The following is a 23,760-nucleotide window of genomic DNA, read 5'->3' on the forward strand; positions in this document are numbered from 1 at the left end:
CCGCACCTGACGGCTCAACCAGCGCAACGAAAGAAATTCGTAAGACCGTGCGAACAAGCCGTGAACAAACCCTTTCCCTCGGCGCGCTTCCGGCTTAGTTTGGGCGCATGAGCAGTTTCGATGAAAATGACGCCTTCGAAGGCGCCTCGCTGTCGGCCCGCGCCATGGCCGCGCTTCGGCCCGAGGTGGACTACTTGAATGAATTGAACCCGGCGCAGCGGGAAGCGGTCGAGCTGTTGGATGGCCCGATCCTGATGCTGGCCGGGGCGGGCACCGGCAAGACCAAGGCCCTGACCACCCGCATCGCGCATCTGCTGAACATCGGGCGGGCCCGCCCGAACGAGATTCTGGCCGTGACCTTCACCAACAAGGCCGCGCGCGAGATGAAGGAACGGGTCGGCCGCCTGCTGGGCCAGCCCGCCGAGGGCATGCCGTGGCTGGGCACCTTCCACTCGATCTGCGTCAAGCTGCTGCGCCGCCATGCGGAACTGGCGGGGCTGAAGTCGAACTTCACCATCCTCGACACCGACGACCAGTTGCGATTGCTCAAGCAGTTGGTGCAGGCCGCCAATATCGACGACAAGCGCTGGCCTGCGCGGATGCTGGCCGGCATCATCGACGACTGGAAGAACCGCGCCCTGACGCCCGACAAGGTGCCCGCCGCCGATGCCGGGGCCTACAACAACAAGGGCGTCGAGCTTTACGCTCAATACCAGACCCGCCTGCGAGAGTTGAACGCGGTGGATTTCGGCGACCTGCTGTTGCACATGGTCACCATCTTCCAGACCCACCCGGACGTGCTGGAGCAATACCAGCGCTGGTTCCGCTATATCTTGGTGGACGAGTATCAGGACACCAATATCGCCCAGTACCTGTGGCTGCGGCTGTTGGCCGGTGGGCACAAGAATATCTGCTGCGTGGGGGACGACGACCAGTCGATCTATGGCTGGCGCGGGGCCGAGGTGGGCAACATCCTGCGTTTTGAGAAAGACTTTCCCGGCGCCCACGTGGTGCGGCTGGAGCAGAACTACCGCTCGACCCCGCATATTCTGGCCGCCGCCTCGAACGTGATCCGTGGCAATGAAAGCCGTCTGGGAAAGGAGTTGTGGACCGACAAGCCCGGGGGCGAAAAGGTCCGCCTGATCGGCCACTGGGATGGTGAGGAGGAGGCCCGTTGGATCGGCGAAGAGATCGACGCCATGCAGGGCGGCACCCGTGGCGTGCGACCGATGAACTTGGACGAAATCGCCATCCTCGTGCGCGCCAGTCACCAGATGCGCGCCTTCGAGGACCGGTTCCTGACCATCGGCCTGCCCTACAAGGTGATCGGCGGCCCGCGATTCTACGAACGGATGGAGATCCGCGATGCCATGGCCTATTTCCGGCTGGTGGTCAGCCCCGAGGACGATCTGGCTTTCGAGCGGATCGTGAACACGCCCAAGCGCGGCTTGGGCGACAAGGCGCAGCAGACGATCCAGCGCACCGCGCGCGAACATGGCGTGTCGCTGGTTCAGGGCGCGCGGATCGCTGTGGAGCAAGGGCTGATCAAGGGCAAGGGCGGCGCGGCTCTGCGTGAACTGGTAGAAGGGCTGGCGCGCTGGAACGCGATGACCCGCGGCCCCCGGATCGAGATCGAGGATGATGCGGTCATCGACGACGGAACCGCGCCCGTGCGCTATGGCCCGCCCGAGGTGTCGCATATCGAACTGGCGCAGATCGTGCTGGACGAATCCGGCTATACCGCCCACTGGCAGAACGACAAGACGCCGGAGGCTCCGGGGCGGTTGGAAAACCTGAAGGAACTGGTCAACCAGCTGGACAATTTCGAGAACCTGCAAGGGTTCCTGGAGCATGTCAGCCTGGTGATGGACAACGAACAGGACAGCGGCGGGCCCAAGGTCTCGATCATGACCCTGCACGCGGCCAAGGGGCTGGAGTTTCCGGCCGTGTTCCTGCCGGGGTGGGAGGACGGTCTGTTCCCCTCGCAACGGTCGATGGACGAATCCGGCCTCAAGGGGCTCGAGGAGGAACGGCGGCTGGCCTATGTGGGCATCACCCGCGCCGAAGAGGTCTGCACCATTTCCTTCGCCGCCAACCGGCGGGTGTTCGGGCAGTGGCAGAACGCGATGCCCTCGCGCTTCATCGACGAATTGCCCGAGGATCATGTTGAGGTTTTGCCCGGGGCAGGTTTGCACGGCAACCGGCAGATGTCGGCAGGCATCGAGACCCGCGCGGCGCAGGCCAATGTCTACAACTCGCCGGGCTGGAAACGGATGCAGGCGCGGCAGGGGCAATACGGCATGTCGCAGCCGCGTGAATCCCGCAACACCGTGATCGACGCGACCGCCGTGGCCAGCTTTACCCTGGGCGAGCGGGTGTTCCACCAGAAGTTCGGCTATGGCGGCGTGGTCGGGATCGAGGGGGACAAGGTCGAGGTCGAGTTCGACAAGGCCGGAACCAAGAAGGTCGTCGCGCAGTATCTATCCGCAAAAGACGACGTGCCGTTCTGATCCAGCGGAATGTGCCTCCCGGCACATGCTCGACTTTTTTGTTTGGCGCCCGGTCCTGCCCGTGGCGCCTTTTTCATGCCGAATGAAAAAAACGGCGGTTCCCAGGGAGGAGGAGGGAACCGCCGTTCTTGTCAACATCAGAGCAGGGAGGAGGAGAGCCCCGATGTATCCGAACCCGGGTTTTCCCCGGTATCTGAAGCGCGCGGTGACACCAGGGAGGAGGAAGGGTGCCACCGCGCTCTTTTCACATCGGGAAGGGAGGAGGAGAACCCGATGTATGCGTTTCCGGGTCTGGCCCGGTATTCGAAGGGCGCGGTGGCATCAGGGAGGAGGAAGATGCCACCGCGCGCTTTCAACATCAGAGCAGGGAGGAGGAGAGCCCCGATGTATCAGCATCCGGCAGGTTGAGGCCGGTATAGGGTGCGGCAGCATCAGGGAGGAGGAGAGATGCTGCCGCTGAAATACAGGTCCTATGGGAGGAGGAGTGGACCTGATCTCGGTGTTTCGTGGCGCTCAGCGCGCGAATTGTTCTTCGGCGGCCTGCATGGCCAAGCGACGGATCATGGAACGGTGAAGGCCCAGATCGGCCAGCTCACGGTCCGACAGTTCCGACAGTTCGTTTACCGTCTGGCGGTACACGCGATAGCGTGCGATACGGGTTTTCATGGTTTCGATCAGAGAGGCGAAACCAAATGTCGATGCGCTCTTGTCTGCGCTGTTGGTGCTTGCGACTGCCATGTTCGTTACCCAATCATCTGTCGTTTCCGCCGCGATGTTCCGGCGCTTGCTTGAGACTGAAGATAGGCAAATGCTGCGATTGCACAATACCGGACAGGATCAATGCTGCTATGCAGCAAGTGCATAGATTGACTGCCGGAATCCAGACACCCGAAAATATGCCTTTAAAATATGGATATTTTCGTTAGCGCGAACTGCGGGGCATTGCTCGGGTCTGGCTGCCGCCCATCATTTTGATGAAAATTTGCGCGCGTAAACGTGGAATTTGTGCGGTTCAGGATTGCGCGATTTTTGTGCGTCTGGGTCAACTCCCGATTTGGGTGGGGTCATGGGACTTTGTGGGACTGGCGGGAATTGGTGGGAAATCCGGGGCGGTCTCTCTCGGGTTCGGCCTGGATCGCAGGGTGATTCGGCGCCATTTGGTCGAAAAAGTGAGGGGTGTTGGGTGGAATCAGGGTTATCATGCAAGAAATGTGGGAAATCGTGGGAAAATTTTGGCCGCGCTGAATCTGTCTATATGTTGTGTTTGAATATTGTGCGGCGTCTATCTGTGGTCATTTTTCATGTTTGCGTAAGAATTTCCACTGCTGTAGCTTTCCGAATCTGACCTTCTTGGGAAAAAATCTCATTGATTTCCATGAATTCCCATGGCATCCCTTATTCATCCGATGAGGACGAGGCACATGGGGCGCCAAACGACCCCGAACCAAAAAACAAACAGGTTTCATACAGGCATCTCGCTTTCATCACTCAAGAGATCCGGCGCGCGGGCGAGCAGACATCCCCCCAGGTGGCGCGCGCAGCTGGACATCCCGCACAGCGGGTCAATGCGGCGGGTTGATCAGTGGCAGCAGATCAACCCGCCGTTTTTCATCCGGGGGAAGACGTAGGTGGGGCGCAAGCGAAAGGGACAGTCGTCTTGGCGCGCAGGTTTAGAGGTGAAAGCCACCACAAGGTGGACGCGAAGGGCAGGGTGTCGATCCCGGCCTCGTTTCGCCGTGTGCTCGAGGCCTCGGACCCCAACTGGCAGCCCGGTGACAATCCTGAACTGGTGATCGTTTACGGTGACCACCGCCGCAAATACCTTGAATGCTATACTATGGAGGCGATCGACGAGGTCGACGCCAAGATCGACGCGCTGCCGCGCGGCTCGATGCAGCGCAAGATGTTGCAGCGCCTGTTCCACGGGCAGTCTTTCCCGACCAATGTCGATGAAACGGGTCGCCTGGTGTTGCCGGCCAAGCTGCGCAACAAGATCGGGCTGGAGGGCGAGGCGTTCTTTATCGCCGCGGGCGACACGTTCCAGATCTGGAAGCCCGAGACATACGAGGCCGAGGAACTGGCCGCCACCGAAGACTGGTTGGACGAACTGCCCGAGGATTTCGATCCGATGCAGTTCCTTGACGGCATCGAAGGTGCGTGACGGCATGGCCGGCGCGGATCACACTTCATCTGACAAACCCCATATTCCCGTTCTGCTGCGCCCGTTGCTGGACGCGGTTCATCCGGTATCCGGCACCTGGCTGGATGGTACCTTTGGTGCGGGCGGCTATACCCGGGGTTTGCTTGAGGCTGGCGCCGACAAGGTAATCGGCGTCGATCGCGATCCATTGGCCTTTGAAATGGCGGCGGATTGGGCAGCCGAATATGGCGACCGGCTGGCGATGCAACCGGGTGTTTTCTCGCGCATGGATGAATATGCCAGCGACCTCGACGGCGTGGTGCTGGACCTTGGTGTCTCGTCCATGCAGTTGGATCAGGCCGAGCGCGGCTTTTCCTTCATGAAAGACGGCCCGCTGGACATGCGCATGAGCCAGGAGGGCGAAAGCGCAGCTGATCTGGTCAACACTGCGACCGAGGAGCAATTGGCCGACATCCTGTTCCACTATGGTGAGGAGCGGGCCAGCCGCCGCATCGCACGCGCCATCGTCAAGGCCCGTGCCGAGTCGCCCATCACCACCACCCTGCGTCTGGCCGAGATCGTCGAATCCTGCCTGCCCCGCGCCAAGCCCGGCCAGTCCCATCCGGCCACCCGGTCGTTCCAGGCGCTGCGCATTGCGGTGAATGCCGAATACGAGGAATTGTTTCAGGGCCTGATGGCCGCCGAGCGCGCGTTGAAGCCGGGCGGACAACTGGCCGTGGTCACTTTCCACTCGGTCGAGGACCGGATGGTCAAACGCTTTTTCCAGTCGCGCGCGGGCAAGACCGGACGCGCCAATCGCTATGCGCCCGAAATCCAGCAGGATCAGCCGCAATTCACATTGAAGACCCGCAAGGCCATCGGCCCCGACCCGCAGGAGTTGCAGGACAACCCGCGTGCGCGCTCGGCCAAGTTGCGGGTTGCTGTTCGTACCGATGCTCCGGCGGGGGAAATTGATGCCCGCGCCATCGGCATGCCCATGATCGGGGGAAAGGCAAGATGAAGAGTATTCTGTTTGTATTGACCGCCTTGGGTGTTTTCGGCCTGGCCTTGTGGGCCTATCAGGAAAACTACCGCACCCAGCAGGTACTGAAGGAAACCCAATCCCTGCAGCACCAGATCGGCGCGGCGCAGGCCCGGCTGGCTGTATTGCAGGCCGAATGGGCCTATCTGAACCGCCCGGACCGACTGCGTGAACTGGCCGACCTGAATTTCGAGCGTCTTGCCCTGCTGCCGCTGCGCGCCGAGCAGTTCGGACGTGCCGACCAGATCGCCTATGCCGAGGATCCCGACCTGCCCATCGCCGACCCGATCGAATTGCAGGCGATCACCGACACCCAGGCCCTGGGCGAGGTGCAGATCCCATGACGCGCACACCGCTCCGCCCGCTTGCCCGCATCCTCGAGGCCCGCGCCCGCGGGGAAAACCCCAAGGTGATCGAACGCGAGAACATCCGCCGCCGCCACGAAGAGATGAAGGACCGCGCCCGCGCCCGCGCCGAGGGGCGGTTGCTGGTGCTCAGCGCGTTTTTCTTTGCGGCATTTGCCATTGTCGGGTTCCGGATGGGCGCATTGGCTACTTCGGAGGCGCAAGAGCCGCTAGCGAGCGCCCCGGGCGCGTCGATTGCCATGCAGCGGGCGAATATCGTGGACCGCGAAGGCCGAATCCTTGCGACCAACCTTGATACCTACTCCGTTTATGCCCAGCCCCCGCTGATGATCGACCCGATCGCGGCCGCGGAAAAGCTGGTGGCGATCTTCCCGGATCTGGACAAAGAGCGGTTGGTCAAGGACTTCACCGGCAAGCGTAAATTCCTCTGGATCAAAAAACGTATTTCACCGGAACAAAAACAGGCGGTGCATGACATCGGCGATCCGGGCATCCTGTTCGGCCCGCGCGAAATGCGGCTCTATCCCAACGGCCGGCTGGCCGCGCATATCCTTGGCGGTTCAGGCTTTGGGCGCGAAGGCGTCTCGGCTGCCGAGGTGATCGGTGTGGCCGGGGTGGAAAAACAGTTCGATGACTATCTGCGCGACCCGGCCAACGGAACCAAGCCGCTGCAGCTGTCGCTTGACCTGACCGTTCAGGCGGCGGTGGAACAGGTGCTGGACGGCGGCATGAAGATCATGAACGCAAAGGGCGCCTCGGCGGTTCTGATGAACGCCCATACCGGCGAAGTGATTGCTGCCGCCTCGTTGCCCTCGTTCGACCCGAACGACCGTCCGCGCCCGCCGACCTCGGGCTTTGACCCCTCGGACAGCCCTCTGTTCAACCGCTATGTGCAGGGCGTGTACGAATTGGGGTCGATCTTCAAGATCTTCACTGCCGCGCAAGCGGTCGATCTGGGGCTGGTGAATGCAGACACGATCATCGACACCTCGGGCCCGATGAAGATCGGGCGTTTCCCGATCGGCGAATTCAACGGCAAGAATTACGGCAAGATCAGCGTGGCCGATGTGATTGTGCACAGCTCGAACCGCGGCACGGGGCGGTTGGCGCTGCAGATCGGCGCCGAGCGCCAGCAACAGTTCCTGGACGCGCTGGGCATGTTCGACCCCACCCCGTTCGAGATCGTCGAGGCCAAGGGCGGGGTGCCGCTCAAGCCCAAGAAGTGGGGCGAATTGAGCACCGTCACCATTTCCTACGGCCACGGCCTGTCGACCAGCCCGATGCATCTGGCGGCGGGCTATGCGGCCATCGCCAATGGCGGGCATTATGTCAGCCCCACGATCTTGCGCCGCAACGGGCCGCAATACGGGCCGCGCGTGATGTCAGAAAACGCGGCCAAACAATCGCTGATGATGCTTCGCAAAGTGGTGACGGACGGAACCGCCAGCTTTGGCGACGTTCCGGGCTATGCCGTGGCCGGCAAGACCGGCACCGCCGACAAGCCCAAGCCGCGCGGCGGGTACTATGATGACAAGGTGATCGCCACCTTCGCCTCGGTCTTTCCGGCCTACGATCCGAAATATGTTCTGATCGTGGCGCTGGACGAACCGTCGATCCTGGCCTACGGCGAAAAGCGCCGCACGGCAGGCTGGACGGCGGTACCCGTAGCGGCCGAGTTGATCGGCCGCATCGCGCCGCTGCTGGGCTTGCGTCCGCGGCTTGAGCCTGAGGATCGCGCTGCTATAACGCTGACCTCGAATTAGGCAGTCCGACAGAGGTGGGTCATGGGCGCAAGGTCAAAGAAACTCAGCCAGCTGGCCCTGACCGCGCGCGGCGGTGCCGACCCGGAGATTACCGGGCTGGCCGTGGACAGCCGTCAGGTCAAGGACGGCTTTTTGTTCGCGGCGCTGCCGGGGTCGCGCGTGCATGGCGGCGAATTCATCCAATACGCCCTACGCATGGGGGCCGCGGCCATCCTGACCGATGCCGAAGGCGCGCGGATCGCCGCTGATGAACTGGCCGCCTCGGACGCCGCCCTGGTGGTGGTGCAGGACCCGCGTCAGACCTTGGCATACACCGCCGCATTGTGGTTCGGGGCGCAGCCGCGCACCATGGTGGCGGTCACCGGCACCAACGGCAAGACCTCGATTTCAACCTTCGTGCGCCAGATCTGGACCGAGTTGGGACACATGGCCGTCAACCTCGGCACCACAGGGGTCGAGGGCGCGTGGACGGCACCGCTGGCCCACACGACGCCCGAACCCATCACCCTGCATCGCTGTCTGGCCGAGGCCGCCGAGGCCGGCGTGACCCACGCCGCGATGGAGGCCTCGTCGCATGGTCTGGAACAGCGCCGGCTGGACGGCGTGCATCTGACGGCGGCGGGGTTTTCGAATTTCACCCAGGATCACCTGGACTATCACGCGACGTTCGAGGCGTATTTCGCCGCCAAGGCCGGCCTGTTCGACCGGGTTCTGCCGCAGGACGGAACGGCCGTGATCAACATGGATGATCCGAAAGGCGTCGCGATCCGTGATATCGCGCAAGCACGCGGTCAGACAGTTCTGACCGTGGGCAGCGGGGATGTCGATCTTTGCCTGTTGAATCAACGGTTCGACGCCACCGGGCAGGATCTGCGCTTTGCCTGGCGCGGCAAGACCTTCCAGACCCGGCTGAACCTGATCGGCGGGTTCCAGGCGGAAAACGTCCTGCTGGCCTGCGGGCTGGTCATTGCCAGCGGAGACGAGCCCGACCATGTCTTCGACACGTTGCCGCATCTGACTACGGTGCGGGGGCGGATGCAGTTGGCCGCGACCCGCGGCAACGGGGCTGCGGTATTCGTCGACTACGCGCACACGCCCGATGCTGTGGCCACCGCGTTGCAGGCACTGCGTCCGCATGTGATGGGCCGGTTGATCGCCATCGTCGGCGCGGGCGGCGACCGCGACGCGACCAAGCGCCCGCTGATGGGCCGCGCCGCGGTCGAGAACGCCGATATCGTCTTTGTCACCGACGACAACCCACGCTCGGAAGACCCCGCAGCCATCCGCGCCGCGGTGATGGCCGGGGCCCCCGACGCAACCGAGGTTGCCGACCGGGCAGAGGCCATCCTGCGCGGCATCGATGCATTGCAGCCGGGCGATGCGCTGCTGATCGCGGGCAAGGGGCACGAGACCGGGCAAATCGTGGGTGACCAGGTTCTGCCCTTCGATGATGTGGAGCAGGCCAGCATCGCCGTGGCCGCACTGGACGGGAGGGTCGCATGACGCTCTGGACCGCATCCGAGGCCGCCGCCGCGACGGGCGGACGGGCCACGACCGACTGGCAGGCGGGCGGCGTGTCCATCGATACGCGCACGCTGCAACCGGGCGACCTGTTCGTGGCGTTGAAGGCGGCGCGCGACGGGCATGATTTCGTGGCGCAGGCGCTGGAAAAAGGGGCTGCCGCCGCGCTGGTGACGCACATCCCGGACGACGTGGCCGCCGATGCGCCACTGCTGATCGTCGATGTCGTGCAGACCGCGCTCGAGGCGTTGGGCCGCGCCGCCCGTGACCGGTGCAAGGCCCGCGTGGTTGGGGTGACGGGAAGTGTCGGCAAGACCTCGACCAAGGAGATGCTGGCGACCATCCTGTCGGATCAGGGCCGCACCCATGCCAGCGTCGCCAGCTACAACAACCATTGGGGCGTGCCGCTGACTCTGGCCCGGATGCCGCGCGACACCGAATATGCGGTGATCGAGATCGGCATGAACCACCCCGGCGAAATTGCACCCCTGGCGCGACAGGCCCGCCCGCATGTGGCGCTGGTCACCACCGTCGCCGCGGTTCACCTTGAGGCGTTCGAGTCGGTTGCCGGCATCGCTCACGAAAAGGCCGCCATCTTTGATGGGCTGGAGGCCGGCGGCACCGCCATCGTGAACGCCGACCTGGATCATACCGTCATCCTGCGCACCTGCGCTGCCCGGCATGGCGCGGTGATCGTGGATTTCGGCCGCACCGCATCGGATTATCGGCTGACCGGCGTGACCCAGTCGCCCACGGACATCCACGTGACCGCCGAGGCCATGGGCCAGCCATTCGCTTTCGACGTGCAATCTGCGGGGACGCATTTTGCCATGAACGGTCTAGGCGCGCTGGCTGCCTGCGTCGCGCTGGGTGTCGATCTGGACGCGGCCATCACCGGCCTCGCCAAATGGGCGCCGGTCACGGGGCGGGGCGTGCGCGAGATGCTGGCCCTGCCGGATGGCGGGCAGATCGAACTGCTGGATGATAGTTACAACGCCAATCCGACCTCGATGGCGGCGGCGCTGGATGTGCTGGCGGCAGCGCAGAGCGAAAGGCGCATCGCCTTTCTGGGCGACATGAAGGAGCTGGGTCCAAAAGAGCGCGCCATGCACGCAGGGCTGGCCGATGTGCCGGCCATGGCACGGATCGACAAGGTGCATTGCATCGGTCCGTTGATGCGGGCGCTGCACGAGGCGTTGCCCGAGGACAAGCGCGGGCTGTGGTTCGAGACCAGCGCCGAAATGGTTCAAGAGCTTCCGCAGCTGGTTCGGGCGGGCGATGCCATGTTGGCCAAAGGCTCGCTCAGCATGGCGCTGGCACGGATTGTTGACGGTTTGCGGAAAATGGGGCAAGTGGGCGCGCTTGATGCATGACCACCCATGACCGCGGTGTGAGAAAGGTTTTGTAATGCTCTATTGGTTGACCAGCCTGTCGGACGGAGGGGATTTCTTCAACCTCTTCCGCTACATCACGTTCCGCGCAGGCGGCGCCTTTCTGACGGCCCTGATCTTTGGCTTCCTGTTCGGCAAGCCGTTGATCAATGTGCTGCGCCGGAAACAAGGCAAGGGTCAGCCAATTCGGGATGACGGCCCCGAGGGTCACTTTAACAAGGCCGGCACGCCCACGATGGGCGGGCTGCTGATTGTCGGTGCTCTGGTGACGTCCACGCTGATTTGGGCGCGGTGGGACAATCCCTATGTCTGGATGGTTCTGTTCGTCACGCTGGCCTACGCAGCCATCGGATTTGCGGACGACTATGCCAAGGTATCGAAGCAGAATACCAAGGGCGTTTCAGGCAAAATGCGCCTGGCTTTGGGCATCATTATTGCCGCGCTGGCCGCGCTGTGGGCGACGCTGCACCACCCGGAGATGCTGCAGAACCAGCTGGCCGTGCCGATCTTCAAGGACACGCTGATCAATCTGGGTATCTTCTACATTCCGTTCTCGATCGTGGTGATCGTGGGGGCTGCAAATGCCGTTAACCTGACCGACGGGCTGGACGGGCTGGCCATCATGCCCGCGATGATCGCGGCCTCGACTTTGGGCGTGATCGCCTATGCGGTGGGTCGCGTCGACTTTACCGAATACCTGGACGTGCACTATGTCCCCGGCACGGGTGAGATCCTTATATTCACCGCCGCATTGTTTGGCGGCGGGCTTGGGTTCCTGTGGTACAACGCCCCGCCAGCGGCGGTGTTCATGGGGGATACCGGCTCGCTGGCCCTCGGCGGCGCACTGGGCGCCATCGCCGTTGCCACCAAGCACGAGCTGGTTCTGGCCATCGTCGGCGGCCTGTTCGTGGTGGAGGCGCTAAGCGTGATCATCCAGGTGCTGTATTTCAAACGCACAGGGCGGCGGGTGTTCCTGATGGCGCCGATCCATCACCACTATGAGAAGAAGGGCTGGGCCGAGCCAACCATCGTGATCCGGTTCTGGATCATCTCGCTGATCCTGGCGATGATTGGCCTTGCGACACTGAAAGTACGGTAAGGCTCCCGCCGGGCGCGGTGGGCCTGCGGCCCGCCTGTACCCGTTGGGCCCGGCTCGCGCCGAGGGCGCGAGCCTGACGCCGCCCTTGCCAAGGGTCAATTCTTCGGTACAGGGTGGCGGCGCATTGGCAGATGGAAGAAGGTGCGCGGCATGATCCCGGTCAAAGGGTTTTCAGGACATAAGGTTGCGGTTCTGGGGCTGGGGCGGTCGGGCCTGGCCACGGCGCGCGCATTGCGGGCCGGCGGAGCCGAGCCGGTGTGCTGGGATGACAACCCCGCCGCGCGCGAAAAGGCCGAGGCCGAGGGGTTCATGTGTCAGGACCTGCGGCGGGAAGGCGCCTTTGACGCGATCGCCACCTTGATCGTATCGCCCGGCATTCCCCATCTTTATCCCGAACCCAACCCGGTTGTTGCCGCCGCGCTGCAGGCCGGCGTTCCGGTCGACAATGACATTGGTCTGTTCTTCCGCTCGCTGGGCGGTGCCGAATGGGACAAGTTCGATGTGCCGCCGCGTGTGGTCGCCGTCACCGGCTCGAACGGGAAGTCGACCACGGCGGCGCTGATCCACCATATCCTGACCCAATCGGGGCGCGAGGCGCAGCTGGCGGGCAATATCGGGCGCGGCGTGCTGGATATCGAGCCCGGCGGCGACGGATCAGTGGTGGTGCTGGAGCTTTCCAGCTATCAGACCGAGCTGGCGCGTGCGCTGACGCCCGATGTGGCGGTGTTCACCAATCTCTCGCCCGACCATCTGGACCGGCATGGGGGCATGGGCGGCTATTTCGCCGCCAAACGCCGCCTGTTCTCAGAAGGCGGTCCCGACCGTGCCGTGATCGGCGTGGACGAGATCGAAGGCGCGTTTCTAGCCGGTCAACTGGCCGAAGGGCCGGGCGACGACCGGGTGATCCGCGTCTCGGTGGCGCGCAAATTGGCCGGCCCGGGCTGGCAGGTCTTTGCCCGCAAGGGGTTCCTCTCGGAATACCGCAAGGGGCGCCAGGCCGCTTCGATCGACCTGCGCGGCATCAAGGGCCTGCCCGGAACCCACAACCACCAAAACGCGTGCTCGGCCTATGCCGCCTGCCGCGCGCTGGGCCTGGCGCCCAAGTTGATCGAGGACGCGCTGCACAGCTATCCAGGCTTGCCGCACCGCAGCCAGATCATCGCTGAGGCAAACGGTGTGACATTCGTGAATGACTCCAAGGCCACCAATGTCGACAGCGCGGCCAAGGCGCTGGGCGCGTTCAAAAAAATCCGCTGGATCTGCGGCGGGCTTGAGAAAGAGGGGGGTATCGCCGCGCTGAACGACGCGACCGACGAGGTTCTGTGCGCCTATGTGATCGGGCGCGAGGCGGCCGGCTTCGCCATGCAGTTGTCGGTTGAGGCCCGCGTTTGCACCACAATGGCCGAGGCAGTCGAACAGGCCATGCGCGACGCCGCGCCGGGTGAAACCGTGCTGCTGGCGCCCGCGGCGGCCAGTTTCGACCAGTACGACAATTTCGAACAGCGCGGCGACGATTTCGTGGCGCAGGTTCAAAAGCGGCTTTGAACTGTACATTTGCAATGAACCGCCGGTTGGGCCAAATTGAAGTGCTATCAGCTTGACGCACCAGAATTAATGATTTTGTTACCCTAGGAATTCAACACGAGGTTAAGACCATGCTGAACCGCAAGCTTTCAATGATCCTGCCGGCCATCCTGGTGGCAGGGGCCTGCACGAACACAGGCGCGAACTACCAACCCATTGTGGATGGACCCGTCAGCCCGAACTACAACGCAGACCTGGCGCAGTGTCAGGCCGTAGCGCGGCAGCAGGGCACGATCGACAGCAATACCGCTGGGGCGGCGGCCATTGGCGCGGCGGGTGCTGCGGGCACCAAAGCCATCATCGACGACAGCGCAAGCGATCTGGGCCGTGCGGCCGTAGCTGGCGCACTGGTGGGGGCAGGCGCCAGCGCTCTGCAAAACACCCAGAAGCAGGAAGTCATCGTCCGCAACTGCATGCGCGGCCGCGGCTACAACGTCGTAGGCTAAAGGCGACCGGCGATCGCAATTCCGGCGGCGTGGCCCGAGGACCACGCCCACTGGAAATTGTATCCGCCCAGCCATCCGGTGACATCCACCGCTTCACCAATCGCATAGAGGCCGGGGACATCCCTGGCCTCCATCGTTTTGGAAGACAGGCTGGCCGTATCGATGCCGCCCAAGGTGACCTCGGCGGTGCGGTACCCTTCGGTGCCCGAGGGGGTCAGCGCCCAGTCGCTCAGCGCATCGGTCAGCGCTTGCAGCGCCGCATCCGACTGATCGGCCAAGTTGCCACGCATCGGGATCTGGGCGCTCAGATACTCGACCAGCCGGGCGGGCAGTTGGCGCGCGAGTTCGGTGGTCAGGGCCTTGCGGCCCGCGCTTTGCCGCCGTTCGCGCAGCAGGTCGAACAGGGGCAGCTCGGGGATCAGGTTGACCCGGATCGCCTCGCCCTCGCGCCAGTATGAGGACAGTTGCAGCACCGCCGGCCCGCTCAGGCCGCGGTGGGTGAACAGCAGCGCCTCGTCGAAACTCGTACGATCGTTCGACAGTCGCGCGGGGACGGACACACCGGACAGGTCTTTGAACCGCCCATCGGGGAAGGTGAACGGCACCAATGCGGCACGGGTCTCGGTGACGTGCAATCCGAACTGCGCGGCGATGTCATAGGCCAGCCCGGTCGCACCCATCTTGGGGATGGATCTTCCGCCGGTGGCCAACACCACGTTGGCACAGGTCAGGTCATATCGCTTACCCTCGCGCTCGACCACCAGTTCAAAGCCGAATTCGGTCTTGCGCAGACCGCGCAGCGACGTGTGCAACCACAGCTCTGCGCCCGCGCGGTCCATCTCGGCCAGCAGCATGGCGATGATCTGCTTCGATGAGCCGTCGCAGAACAGCTGCCCCAGCGTCTTTTCATGCCAGGCGATGCCGTGACGGCCTACAAGGTCGATGAAGTCCCACTGGGTGTATCGCGCCAGCGCCGATTTGCAGAAATGCGGGTTCTGCGACAGGAAGTTCTGTGGTCCGGCGTAGAGGTTTGTGAAGTTGCACCGCCCCCCGCCCGAGATGCGGATCTTTTCCCCCGGCGCCTTGGCGTGATCGATCACCAGCACACGCCCGCCGCAATGGGCGGCGCACATCATGCCGGCGGCTCCGGCGCCCAGTATGATCGTGTCAAATCGCATCCCTCGCCCTTGGCGCGGATTGACGCCAATGACAAGAGGAAGAGGCTGGCCTGAGGGGCATTTTCCCTGTAGACTCTCAAACAGATCCCGAAAACGGGACGGTAACGAGGCAGATAGTGGCGGTATCTCATGACTGAGATGGTGTATGGCGCGGTCCAGGACCAGCGCGGTGAACCGATCCTTCCGAAATGGTGGCGGACGATTGACCGCTGGACGATGTCCTGCGTGCTGATCCTTTTTGCGATCGGGCTTCTGTTGGGGCTGGCCTCGTCGCCGCCGTTGGCGCAGCGCAATGGGTTCGATCCGTTCCACTATGTCGAGCGTCAGGCCCTTTTCGGTGTGTTGGCGCTGATCGCGATGATGCTGACCTCGATGATGTCACCCACCTTGGTGCGTCGGTTGGCGGTGCTGGGCTTTCTGGCCTCATTTGTTGCGCTGGCCTTTCTGCCGGTCTTCGGGACCGATTTCGGCAAGGGTGCGGTGCGTTGGTATTCGCTGGGCTTCGCCTCGCTGCAACCGTCCGAATTTCTGAAGCCGGGCTTCATTGTCGTGGCCGCCTGGCTGCTGGCCGCAGCGCAGGAGATCAATGGCCCGCCAGGGCGGTTGTGGTCGTTTGCGCTGTGTATGTCGATCGTTGGCATGTTGGTGATGCAGCCTGATTTCGGTCAGGCCTGTCTAATCCTGTTCGGTTGGGGCGTGATGTATTTCGTGGCGGGTGCACCGATGTTCCTGCTGCTGGGAATGGCCGGAGCGGTGGTCTTGGGTGGCATGTTCGCCTACGCCAATTCTGAACACTTCGCCCGGCGCATCGATGGTTTCCTGAATCAAGAGGTCGATCCGACGACCCAGTTGGGCTATGCCACCAACGCAATCCGCGAAGGCGGGCTGTTTGGCGTTGGGGTTGGCGAGGGGCAGGTGAAATGGTCGCTGCCCGATGCACATACCGATTTCATCATCGCCGTCGCGGCAGAAGAATACGGTCTGATCCTGGTGCTGATCATCATCGCGCTTTATTCAATCATCGTGGTACGGTCCCTGCTGCGCCTGATGCGCGAGCGTGACATGTTCACCCGGTTGGCAGGCACGGGACTGGCTTGCATGTTCGGTGTGCAGGCGATGATCAACATGGGCGTCGCTGTGCGCCTGCTGCCGGCCAAGGGCATGACGCTGCCTTTCGTCAGCTACGGCGGCTCGTCGTTGATTGCGGGTGGTATTGCGTTGGGGATGCTGCTGGCGTTCACGCGGTCGCGGCCCCAGGGCGAGCTGGGCGACATTCTGCGCGGACGAGGCTGATGACGAACCCCTATTTGCTGATTGCGGCTGGTGGAACCGGGGGCCACATGTTCCCCGCCCAGGCGCTGGCCGAGGCCATGCTGAACAAGGGTTGGCGCGTGCGCCTGTCCACCGACGCGCGCGGCGCGCGTTATACGGGCGGCTTCCCGCATTCCACCGAGATCGTCGAGGTCTCCTCGGCCACCTTCGCACGCGGCGGGCTGGCGGCCAAGGCGCTGGCCGGCCCGCGGATCGCAGCCGGAGTTGCCGGGATGACGGCCCAGTTGCTGCGCGACAAGCCGGACGTGGTGGTGGGGTTCGGCGGCTATCCGTCGATCCCGGCACTGAGCGCGGCAGTGATGCTGCGTCTGCCCCGCATGATTCACGAACAGAACGGCGTTCTGGGGCGTGTGAACCAGTTGTTCGCCACGCGCGTTGCGCATGTGGCCTGCGGCGTCTGGCCCACCGACCTGCCCGAAGGCGCTCACGGCATCCACACCGGCAACCCGGTCCGTGCTGCCGTTCTGGAACGCGCCGCCGCGCCTTACATCCCGCCCGGAGATTACCCGATGTCGGTGCTCGTGATGGGCGGCAGCCAAGGCGCCCGCATCCTCAGCGACGTGGTGCCCGGCGCCATCGCCGCACTGCCCGAGAGCCTGCGCCAGTATATCCGTGTTTCGCATCAGGCGCGCGAAGAGGATGCCGAGCGGGTCACCGCCTTCTACGCCGACCACGGGATTCTGGCCGAGGTCCACCCCTTTTTCCACGACGTCCCCCGCCGCATGTCCGAGGCGCAATTGGTGATCAGCCGCTCGGGCGCCTCCAGTGTGGCCGACATTTCGGTGATCGGGCGGCCCTCGATCCTGATCCCCTTCGCCGCCGCAGCGGGCGATCACCAGACCGCCAATGCGCGCGGACTGGTACAGGCGGGCGGTGCGATCATGATCCCCGAAAATGCGCTTGACGTTCCCGCCCTGACCGAGCAAATCGCACTGGTTCTGACCAACCCCGAAGCCGCACAGAAAATGGCCCATGCCGCCCTGTCGGTCGGGGCGCCCGACGCGACCGAGCGTCTGGTGGCCCTTGTCGAACAGCTGGCGCAGAAGGAGACCCCATGAATCCAGCAACCAAACTGCCGCAGGATGTCGGACCGATCCATTTCGTGGGCATCGGCGGCATCGGGATGTCGGGCATCGCCGAGGTGCTGCTGAACCTTGGGTACCAGGTGCAGGGATCCGATCTGAAAGCCTCGAAGATTACCGACCGTCTGGCGTCGCTAGGGGCCGAGATCTTTGTGGGTCAGCGGGCTGAGAACCTCGACAACGCGGCCGTCGTGGTCGTGTCGACCGCGATCAAGCCGGGCAACCCTGAACTGGACGGCGCGCGTGCGCTGGGCCTGCCGGTTGTGCGCCGTGCCGACATGCTGGCCGAGCTGATGCGGCTGAAATCCAACATCGCCATCGCCGGAACCCACGGCAAGACCACGACCACCACGATGATGGCCGAGCTGATGGTGGCGGGCGATTTCGACCCGACCGTCATCAACGGCGGCGTGATCCATGCCTACGGCTCGAACGCGCGGATGGGGCAGGGCGAGTGGATGGTGGTCGAGGCCGACGAGTCCGACGGCTCGTTCAACCGGCTGCCCGCGACCATCGCCATCGTCACCAATATCGACCCCGAGCATATGGAGCATTGGGGCGATTTCGACCGGCTGCGCGCGGGCTTTCATGATTTCGTCTCGAACATCCCGTTCTACGGTCTGGCGGTGTGCTGCACCGACCATGCCGAGGTTCAGGCGCTGGTCGGCCGCATCACCGACCGCCGTGTGCGCACCTATGGGTTCAACGCCCAGGCTGACGTGCGTGCGGTCAACCTGACCTACAAGGGCGGCATTGCGCATTTCGACATCCACCTGCAATACGAGGATACCGTGATCGAGGGTTGCACCCTGCCGATGCCGGGCGATCACAACGTCTCGAACGCGCTGTCGGCCGTGGCCGTGGCCCGTCATCTGGGCATGAAAACCGCTGAAATCCGCGACGCGCTGGCCAATTTCGGCGGCGTCAACCGCCGCTTTACCAAGGTGGGCGAGGTGAACGGCGTCACCATCATCGACGACTACGGCCACCACCCGGTGGAAATCGCGGCGGTGCTCAAGGCCGCGCGCCAGGCGACCGAAGGCCGCGTGATCGCCGTTCACCAGCCGCACCGCTATTCGCGCCTGTCCAACCTGTTCGACGATTTCTGCGCCTGTTTCAACGATGCCGATGTCGTGGCCATTGCCGAGGTCTTCTCTGCCGGAGAGGACCCGATCGAAGGCGCCAGCCGCGATGATCTGGTGCAGGGTCTGATCCGTCACGGCCACCGCCACGCACGCGCGCTGCTGGACGAAGGCGACCTGGAGCGTCTGGTCCGCGAACAGGCCCGGCCTGGCGACATGGTCGTCTGCTTGGGCGCTGGCACCATCAGTGCCTGGGCCAATGCGCTGCCTGACCGGCTGAAGGTAAAACAAGCCGTTTGACGTTAGCAGGCATTTGGGTGCACAACTTGCGGATGTGTCGCTGCCCTGGTGCGTGACTCATTTGCGGAGAGAACCATGGATTATTCCGTCATCTTTGCCGCCCTTTGGGTGATCTGCGCCACTGTCGTGGCGCTGTTGCCGATGCGCCTGCAATTCCCGCCGGGCATCGTGCTGCTGATCTGCGCGCCGGTTCTGATCGTCTGGCTGGGTGTGGTACATGGCTGGCTGATCGGAGCGCTGGCCTTTGCCGGGTTCGTATCGATGTTCCGCAACCCCATCCGGTTTTACTGGCGCAAATGGTCGGGCCGCGAGGTGGGGCAATGAGCTGGTCTATCGCCCTTGCCGCCCTTTGGGGCGTCGCCGCCAATGTGCTGGCCATGATCCCCAGCAAGGACAACCACTGGACCCGCGCCTATGCGCTGATCGCGGTGGGCATTCCGATCTTGGGTTATGTCACCTACGAAAACGGCCCGTGGGTTGGCCTGTTCGTTCTGGCCGCCGGCATGTCAGTGCTGCGATGGCCGGTGATCTACCTTGGGCGGTGGCTGCGGCGGCGGATTTGACCCTGCGGCTTGGAACGGGCTTGCCACGCCCCGCCGAATCCGCGATCTAGCCTCAATGACCACTTTGCCAACGCCTCAAGGCCGCCTGACGGCGAACCGACCACTGAACGACCTCACATGGCTGCGAGTCGGCGGCCCGGCGGATTATCTGTTTCAGCCGGCTGACCTTGAGGATTTGCAGGCTTTCCTGCATCATCTTCCGGCCGAGGTGCCGGTGTTTCCCATGGGCGTAGGCTCGAACCTGATCGTGCGCGACGGGGGCTTGCGGGCCGTTGTGATCCGGCTGGGGCGCGGCTTCAACGGCATCGCGGTCGACGGCACCACCGTCACCGCGGGGGCAGCCGCGCTGGATGCGCATGTGGCGCGCAAGGCGGCGGATGCGGGGGTGGACCTCACCTTTCTGCGGACGATTCCGGGTTCCATCGGTGGGGCCGTGCGGATGAACGCCGGCTGCTATGGCAGCTACACGGCGGATGTTCTGAAATCGGCTACGATCGTCACCCGGCAGGGCGAGTTGGTCGAGCTAACGCCGGCCGACCTGAACTTCCGCTATCGCCAGTCCGATCTGCCCGAGGGTGCGGTGCTGGTGTCGGCCACGTTCCAGGGCCCGGCGGGTGACCCGGCCGACCTGCACGCCCGGATGGAGGCGCAGCTGAAAAAGCGAGACGAGACCCAGCCCACCAAGGACCGCAGCGCCGGGTCGACCTTCCGCAATCCGGCCGGGTTTTCCTCGACCGGGCGGGCAGACGATGTGCACGACCTGAAGGCCTGGAAGGTGATCGACGACGCCGGAATGCGCGGCGCCCTGCGCGGGGGCGCACAGATGAGCCCCAAGCATTCGAATTTCCTGATCAACACCGGAAACGCCACCGCCGCCGACCTCGAAGGGCTGGGCGAAGAGGTGCGAAAAAAGGTTTACGAAACAAGCGGGATCACGCTAGAGTGGGAAATCATGCGGGTCGGTGATCCGCTGACAGATTAAAGCCCCGACCGTCAGACCAAAACAGGCAAATTCAGGCGACGGATCAAAGGCATAACGAAATACGGACCACCAGATAAGGTCCGGGGACATTGAGGCGCACGAACGTGGGTAGGTCGAGCAGGACAAACCCCAAAGTGGCGGTATTGATGGGTGGCCCCTCGGCGGAGCGCGAGGTGTCTCTCAGCAGCGGGCGCGAATGCGCAGCCGCCCTTGTGGGAGAAGGGATCGAGGTCGTCGAACTGGACGCCGGTCCAGACCTTTGTGCGCGTTTGCAGGACATCAAACCCGACGTGGTCTTCAACGCCTTGCATGGCCGCTGGGGCGAGGACGGTTGCGTGCAGGGTCTGCTGGAGTGGCTGAGGATGCCCTACACGCATTCCGGCGTGTTGGCCTCGGCGCTGGCCATGGACAAGCAACGCAGCAAAGAGGTTTTTCGCGCGGCCGGACTGCCTGTAGCCGACAGCGCGATCGTTCCGAAATCGGACGTGATGGCGGGGCACGTCATGCCCGCGCCATATGTGGTCAAGCCCAACAACGAAGGCTCGAGCGTCGGGATCTATCTGGTGTTCGAAGGGTCGAACGGCCCGCCGCAGCTGTCGGAGGACATGCCCGAACAGGTCATGGTCGAACAATACGTCGCCGGGCGCGAGCTGACGGTAACCGTGATGGGCGACCGCGCCCTGACCGTGACCGAGATCCTGACCGACGGCTGGTATGACTACGACGCCAAATACAAGCCCGGCGGATCGCGCCACGTGCTGCCTGCCGACATTCCGCCGCGGATCTTCGAGCTATGCATGGATTATGCCCTGCGCGCCCACCAGGTTCTGGGGTGCCGGGGCGTCAGCCGTACCGATTACCGCTGGGACGAGGCCCGGGGCGAAGAGGGCCTGTTCCTGCTGGAGACCAACACCCAGCCGGGTATGACCCCCACCTCGCTGGTGCCTGAACAAGCCGCGCATCTGGGCATGACCTTCGGTCAGCTCTGCGCCTGGATGGTCGAGGACGCCTCATGCGACCGCTGACCGCCACTCGTGCGCCGGTGATCCACCGCACCAAGCCTCTGTCCGGACCTGATGCCGAGTTTCAGTCTGCGGACGCCGACGCCGTCCGTGCTGAGCCCAAATTGCGGTTGCGCGGTGGTCGGTTCTTCCGCCGTGGCAAGGGCCGTGCGGACCCGGCACCGTCGCGGTTTAGTTATCGGTTCCAGCGATGGATGCTGACGCCGGGAATCCGGCTGGGGGTCAAGATCGGAGTGCCGCTCTGCGCGGTCGTGGCCACGGTTGGGCTCTACTTCGCGGCCGAAGAGCGGCGAGAAGCGGTTCGGGCGCAGGTGGACAACTTGATCACGTCGTTCCAGGAGCGTCCTGAATTCATGGTCAAGCTCATGGCGATCGACGGGGCGGGGGCCGGCCTTGCTGACGACATCCGCGAAGTCGTGCCTTTGGACTTCCCGCTCAGCTCCTGGGATCTGGATGTCGAGCAGATCCGGGACACGATCACCGGCTTGGACCCGGTCAAATCGGCGACCGTGCGGATCCGTCCGGGCGGCATTCTGCAGGTCGATGTTGTCGAACGTCAGCCCGTGATCGTCTGGCGCACCCGTGAAGGCATCCAGCTGTTGGACGAAACGGGCACCCACGTGGCCGAGATCGCGGCTCGGACCGAGCGCTCCGATCTTCCGCTGATTGCCGGTCAGGGTGCAGATCAGCATGTGGCCGAGGCGCTGGAGCTTCTGGCCACTGCGCGCAGCCTGGGCAGCCGGGTGCGCGGTCTGGTCCGCGTCGGCGAGCGGCGCTGGGACCTGGTTCTGGACCGAGGCCAACGGGTCATGCTGCCGACGGAACGTCCGGTGCGCGCGCTCGAGCGTGTTCTGGCGGTGAACGAGGTGCAGGACCTTCTGGAACGGGATGTTGCCGTGGTCGATATGCGCATAGGGGCGCGGCCGACCATTCGGATGACAGAAGCCGCCAGCGCAGACTGGTGGAATACAAAAGTGACTATGGGTAACGGGCAGTAATACGATGATGACGGATCTCTACCAGTCTCAACGCGCAATGCGCCAGATGCGCAGGCAGGCCATGCAACGCGGTGTCGTTGCGATCCTGGATGTCGGAAGTTCCAAGATCGCCTGTCTTGTTCTGCGGTTTGATGGGTCGGCGCGGCTCAGCGAGGACAACTCGATCGGGTCCATGGCCGGGCAGACCGGGTTCCGGGTGATCGGTGCGGCGACGACCCGATCGCGCGGGGTGCGCTTTGGTGAGATCACGGCCATGCAGGAAACCGAGCGCGCCATCCGCACCGCGCTGCAGGCTGCTCAGAAGATGGCCGATATCCGGGTAGACCATGTGATCGCCTGTTTCTCGGGGGCAAACCCTCGGTCTTATGGGCTGGATGCGCAGGTGGATCTGGACGGTCAGCTGGTGACCGAGGCCGAGATCGGTCGTGTCCTGAACGCCTGCGATGTCCCGGACTATGGGGCAGGGCGCGAGGTGCTGCATGCACAACCTGTGAACTTCGCTCTGGACAACCGATCTGGCTTGATCGACCCGCGGGGGCAGATGGGTCAGACGCTTGCGGTCGACATGCACATGTTGACGGTCGATGCGGTGGCGATTCAGAACATCGTTCGTTGCGTCAAGCGGTGCGACCTAGAATTGGCTGGCATCGCGAACTCAGCCTATGTGTCGGGGATTTCTGCGCTGGTAGAGGACGAACAGGAACTTGGAGCGGCCTGTATCGACATGGGCGGTGGGTCCACCGGCGTTTCGATCTTCATCAAAAAGCACATGATCTATGCCGACAGCGTCCGCATGGGCGGTGATCATGTCACCAGTGACATTTCGATGGGGCTTGGTGTGTCCGCCTCGGTTGCCGAGCGGATCAAGACCTTCAATGGCGGGGTTCACGCCACCGGAGCCGATGACCGCGACATGATCGACATTGGCGGCGACACCGGGGATTGGGAACACGACCGGCGTACCGTCAGCCGTGCCGAGCTGATCGGCATCATGCGCCCGCGAGTCGAGGAAATCCTCGAGGAAGTCCGCGTTCGGCTGGACGCTGCAGGGTTCGAACATATGCCAAGCCAACAGATCGTTTTGACCGGTGGAGCCAGTCAGATCCCCGGTCTGGATGGGCTGGCCAGCCGGATACTAGGTCAGCGGGTGCGTCTGGGCCGACCGCTGCGTGTGCATGGGTTGCCGCAATCTGCGACAGGCCCGGGGTTCTCGTCGGCGGTTGGTCTTGCGCTGTTTGCGGCGCATCCGCAGGATGAATGGTGGGACTTTGAAATCCCGGTCGATACCTACGCAGCACGGCCATTCAAGCGTGCCGTGCGTTGGTTCCGTGACAACTGGTAGGTTCCTGCTTCGGGCTGC

Annotated in this window: 21 protein-coding genes; 19 read left to right on the forward strand and 2 right to left on the reverse strand. The window is 63.7% G+C overall.

The annotated features are described in order from the left end of the window. The first annotated feature begins 107 nt into the window (after nt 1-107). Entirely contained in the window at nt 108-2,510 is a 2,403-nt protein-coding gene (locus ACR0CU_RS02315; RefSeq protein ID WP_480642377.1) for an ATP-dependent helicase, read from the forward strand. A gap of 513 nt (nt 2,511-3,023) precedes the next feature. On the opposite strand, the gene ACR0CU_RS02320 is transcribed toward ACR0CU_RS02315, so the two are convergent. Beyond that, nucleotides 3,024-3,248, reverse strand: a complete 225-nt coding sequence (locus tag ACR0CU_RS02320) for a DUF1127 domain-containing protein (protein WP_170444903.1) — start codon at nt 3,246-3,248, stop codon at nt 3,024-3,026. Between the two features lie 955 nt (nt 3,249-4,203). On the opposite strand from ACR0CU_RS02320, the gene mraZ reads away from it, so the two are divergent. The 9 genes from mraZ to ACR0CU_RS02365 all read left to right on the forward strand — a co-directional run bounded on the left by mraZ (nt 4,204) and on the right by ACR0CU_RS02365 (nt 13,861). Next, on the forward strand, nt 4,204-4,671 hold the full coding sequence (mraZ, locus tag ACR0CU_RS02325; protein WP_254920219.1) for a division/cell wall cluster transcriptional repressor MraZ: 468 nt from the start codon (nt 4,204-4,206) through the stop codon (nt 4,669-4,671). 4 nt (nt 4,672-4,675) lie between these two features. After that, entirely contained in the window at nt 4,676-5,671 is a 996-nt protein-coding gene (gene rsmH, locus ACR0CU_RS02330; protein WP_170446011.1) for a 16S rRNA (cytosine(1402)-N(4))-methyltransferase RsmH, read from the forward strand. Next, a complete protein-coding gene (gene ftsL, locus ACR0CU_RS02335) occupies nt 5,668-6,036 on the forward strand; it encodes a cell division protein FtsL (protein ID WP_170391006.1) in 369 nt (122 codons plus the stop codon). The genes rsmH and ftsL overlap by 4 nt, the downstream gene beginning before the upstream one ends. Next, nucleotides 6,033-7,820: a peptidoglycan D,D-transpeptidase FtsI family protein gene (locus ACR0CU_RS02340; protein WP_170357278.1), complete on the forward strand. Its 1,788-nt coding sequence runs from the start codon at nt 6,033-6,035 to the stop codon at nt 7,818-7,820. The genes ftsL and ACR0CU_RS02340 overlap by 4 nt, the downstream gene beginning before the upstream one ends. A gap of 21 nt (nt 7,821-7,841) precedes the next feature. Next, the gene (locus ACR0CU_RS02345) at nt 7,842-9,323 is read left to right on the forward strand and encodes a UDP-N-acetylmuramoyl-L-alanyl-D-glutamate--2,6-diaminopimelate ligase (protein WP_170444907.1); all 1,482 of its coding nucleotides are present in this window, start codon (nt 7,842-7,844) and stop codon (nt 9,321-9,323) included. After that, nucleotides 9,320-10,714: a UDP-N-acetylmuramoyl-tripeptide--D-alanyl-D-alanine ligase gene (locus ACR0CU_RS02350; RefSeq protein WP_170444910.1), complete on the forward strand. Its 1,395-nt coding sequence runs from the start codon at nt 9,320-9,322 to the stop codon at nt 10,712-10,714. Before ACR0CU_RS02345 ends, ACR0CU_RS02350 begins: the two co-directional genes overlap by 4 nt. Nucleotides 10,715-10,748: 34 nt before the next feature. Next, nucleotides 10,749-11,831: a phospho-N-acetylmuramoyl-pentapeptide-transferase gene (gene mraY, locus ACR0CU_RS02355; protein ID WP_170357281.1), complete on the forward strand. Its 1,083-nt coding sequence runs from the start codon at nt 10,749-10,751 to the stop codon at nt 11,829-11,831. A 150-nt stretch (nt 11,832-11,981) separates the two neighbouring features. Then, nucleotides 11,982-13,376 (forward strand): UDP-N-acetylmuramoyl-L-alanine--D-glutamate ligase, encoded by a 1,395-nt coding sequence (murD, locus tag ACR0CU_RS02360; protein ID WP_170365759.1) that lies wholly within the window; start codon nt 11,982-11,984, stop codon nt 13,374-13,376. A gap of 110 nt (nt 13,377-13,486) precedes the next feature. Further along, nucleotides 13,487-13,861 carry a glycine zipper family protein gene (locus ACR0CU_RS02365; protein ID WP_093964839.1) on the forward strand — a complete coding sequence of 125 codons (375 nt, stop codon included), beginning with the start codon at nt 13,487-13,489 and terminating at the stop codon, nt 13,859-13,861. On the opposite strand, the gene ACR0CU_RS02370 is transcribed toward ACR0CU_RS02365, so the two are convergent. After that, a complete protein-coding gene (locus tag ACR0CU_RS02370) occupies nt 13,858-15,039 on the reverse strand; it encodes a BaiN/RdsA family NAD(P)/FAD-dependent oxidoreductase (RefSeq protein WP_170444913.1) in 1,182 nt (393 codons plus the stop codon). The two genes, ACR0CU_RS02365 and ACR0CU_RS02370, sit on opposite strands and share 4 nt — an antisense overlap. Before the next feature lie 129 nt (nt 15,040-15,168). Here ACR0CU_RS02370 and ftsW point away from each other — a divergent pair, with 129 nt between their 5' ends. From ftsW to ftsA, 9 genes are all read left to right on the forward strand, one after another. Further along, on the forward strand, nt 15,169-16,332 hold the full coding sequence (gene ftsW, locus ACR0CU_RS02375) for a putative lipid II flippase FtsW (protein WP_170357284.1): 1,164 nt from the start codon (nt 15,169-15,171) through the stop codon (nt 16,330-16,332). Then, entirely contained in the window at nt 16,332-17,429 is a 1,098-nt protein-coding gene (locus ACR0CU_RS02380; protein ID WP_170444916.1) for a UDP-N-acetylglucosamine--N-acetylmuramyl-(pentapeptide) pyrophosphoryl-undecaprenol N-acetylglucosamine transferase, read from the forward strand. The genes ftsW and ACR0CU_RS02380 overlap by 1 nt, the downstream gene beginning before the upstream one ends. After that, nucleotides 17,426-18,835: a UDP-N-acetylmuramate--L-alanine ligase gene (gene murC, locus ACR0CU_RS02385; RefSeq protein ID WP_170371540.1), complete on the forward strand. Its 1,410-nt coding sequence runs from the start codon at nt 17,426-17,428 to the stop codon at nt 18,833-18,835. The genes ACR0CU_RS02380 and murC overlap by 4 nt, the downstream gene beginning before the upstream one ends. Nucleotides 18,836-18,910: 75 nt before the next feature. Continuing rightward, the gene (locus ACR0CU_RS02390; RefSeq protein ID WP_170357287.1) at nt 18,911-19,159 is read left to right on the forward strand and encodes a DUF2484 family protein; all 249 of its coding nucleotides are present in this window, start codon (nt 18,911-18,913) and stop codon (nt 19,157-19,159) included. Next, nucleotides 19,156-19,398 carry a DUF2484 family protein gene (locus ACR0CU_RS02395; protein WP_170357288.1) on the forward strand — a complete coding sequence of 81 codons (243 nt, stop codon included), beginning with the start codon at nt 19,156-19,158 and terminating at the stop codon, nt 19,396-19,398. The genes ACR0CU_RS02390 and ACR0CU_RS02395 overlap by 4 nt, the downstream gene beginning before the upstream one ends. A gap of 55 nt (nt 19,399-19,453) precedes the next feature. Continuing rightward, on the forward strand, nt 19,454-20,380 hold the full coding sequence (gene murB, locus ACR0CU_RS02400; RefSeq protein ID WP_170440779.1) for a UDP-N-acetylmuramate dehydrogenase: 927 nt from the start codon (nt 19,454-19,456) through the stop codon (nt 20,378-20,380). Nucleotides 20,381-20,484: 104 nt separating this feature from the next. After that, on the forward strand, nt 20,485-21,405 hold the full coding sequence (locus ACR0CU_RS02405) for a D-alanine--D-alanine ligase (RefSeq protein WP_480642381.1): 921 nt from the start codon (nt 20,485-20,487) through the stop codon (nt 21,403-21,405). Continuing rightward, nucleotides 21,393-22,400 (forward strand): cell division protein FtsQ/DivIB, encoded by a 1,008-nt coding sequence (locus ACR0CU_RS02410; RefSeq protein ID WP_170365776.1) that lies wholly within the window; start codon nt 21,393-21,395, stop codon nt 22,398-22,400. The genes ACR0CU_RS02405 and ACR0CU_RS02410 overlap by 13 nt, the downstream gene beginning before the upstream one ends. Nucleotides 22,401-22,407: 7 nt before the next feature. Beyond that, nucleotides 22,408-23,742 carry a cell division protein FtsA gene (ftsA, locus tag ACR0CU_RS02415; protein ID WP_093964849.1) on the forward strand — a complete coding sequence of 445 codons (1,335 nt, stop codon included), beginning with the start codon at nt 22,408-22,410 and terminating at the stop codon, nt 23,740-23,742. Nucleotides 23,743-23,760: the final 18 nt, after the last annotated feature.

It is taken from the genome of Ruegeria sp. BC2, from assembly GCF_056539245.1.

Bases quoted from the DNA above. Each gene is read 5' to 3' on its own strand.
- ACR0CU_RS02315 (WP_480642377.1), top strand. From the start codon at position 108: ATGAGCAGTTTCGATGAAAATGACGCCTTCGAAGGCGCCTCGCTGTCG.
- ACR0CU_RS02320 (WP_170444903.1), bottom strand. From the start codon at position 3,248: ATGGCAGTCGCAAGCACCAACAGCGCAGACAAGAGCGCATCGACATTT.
- rsmH (WP_170446011.1), top strand. From the start codon at position 4,676: ATGGCCGGCGCGGATCACACTTCATCTGACAAACCCCATATTCCCGTT.
- ftsL (WP_170391006.1), top strand. From the start codon at position 5,668: ATGAAGAGTATTCTGTTTGTATTGACCGCCTTGGGTGTTTTCGGCCTG.
- ACR0CU_RS02340 (WP_170357278.1), top strand. From the start codon at position 6,033: ATGACGCGCACACCGCTCCGCCCGCTTGCCCGCATCCTCGAGGCCCGC.
- ACR0CU_RS02345 (WP_170444907.1), top strand. From the start codon at position 7,842: ATGGGCGCAAGGTCAAAGAAACTCAGCCAGCTGGCCCTGACCGCGCGC.
- ACR0CU_RS02350 (WP_170444910.1), top strand. From the start codon at position 9,320: ATGACGCTCTGGACCGCATCCGAGGCCGCCGCCGCGACGGGCGGACGG.
- mraY (WP_170357281.1), top strand. From the start codon at position 10,749: ATGCTCTATTGGTTGACCAGCCTGTCGGACGGAGGGGATTTCTTCAAC.
- murD (WP_170365759.1), top strand. From the start codon at position 11,982: ATGATCCCGGTCAAAGGGTTTTCAGGACATAAGGTTGCGGTTCTGGGG.
- ACR0CU_RS02365 (WP_093964839.1), top strand. From the start codon at position 13,487: ATGCTGAACCGCAAGCTTTCAATGATCCTGCCGGCCATCCTGGTGGCA.
- ACR0CU_RS02370 (WP_170444913.1), bottom strand. From the start codon at position 15,039: ATGCGATTTGACACGATCATACTGGGCGCCGGAGCCGCCGGCATGATG.
- ftsW (WP_170357284.1), top strand. From the start codon at position 15,169: ATGACTGAGATGGTGTATGGCGCGGTCCAGGACCAGCGCGGTGAACCG.
- ACR0CU_RS02380 (WP_170444916.1), top strand. From the start codon at position 16,332: ATGACGAACCCCTATTTGCTGATTGCGGCTGGTGGAACCGGGGGCCAC.
- murC (WP_170371540.1), top strand. From the start codon at position 17,426: ATGAATCCAGCAACCAAACTGCCGCAGGATGTCGGACCGATCCATTTC.
- ACR0CU_RS02390 (WP_170357287.1), top strand. From the start codon at position 18,911: ATGGATTATTCCGTCATCTTTGCCGCCCTTTGGGTGATCTGCGCCACT.
- ACR0CU_RS02395 (WP_170357288.1), top strand. From the start codon at position 19,156: ATGAGCTGGTCTATCGCCCTTGCCGCCCTTTGGGGCGTCGCCGCCAAT.
- murB (WP_170440779.1), top strand. From the start codon at position 19,454: ATGACCACTTTGCCAACGCCTCAAGGCCGCCTGACGGCGAACCGACCA.
- ACR0CU_RS02410 (WP_170365776.1), top strand. From the start codon at position 21,393: ATGCGACCGCTGACCGCCACTCGTGCGCCGGTGATCCACCGCACCAAG.
- ftsA (WP_093964849.1), top strand. From the start codon at position 22,408: ATGACGGATCTCTACCAGTCTCAACGCGCAATGCGCCAGATGCGCAGG.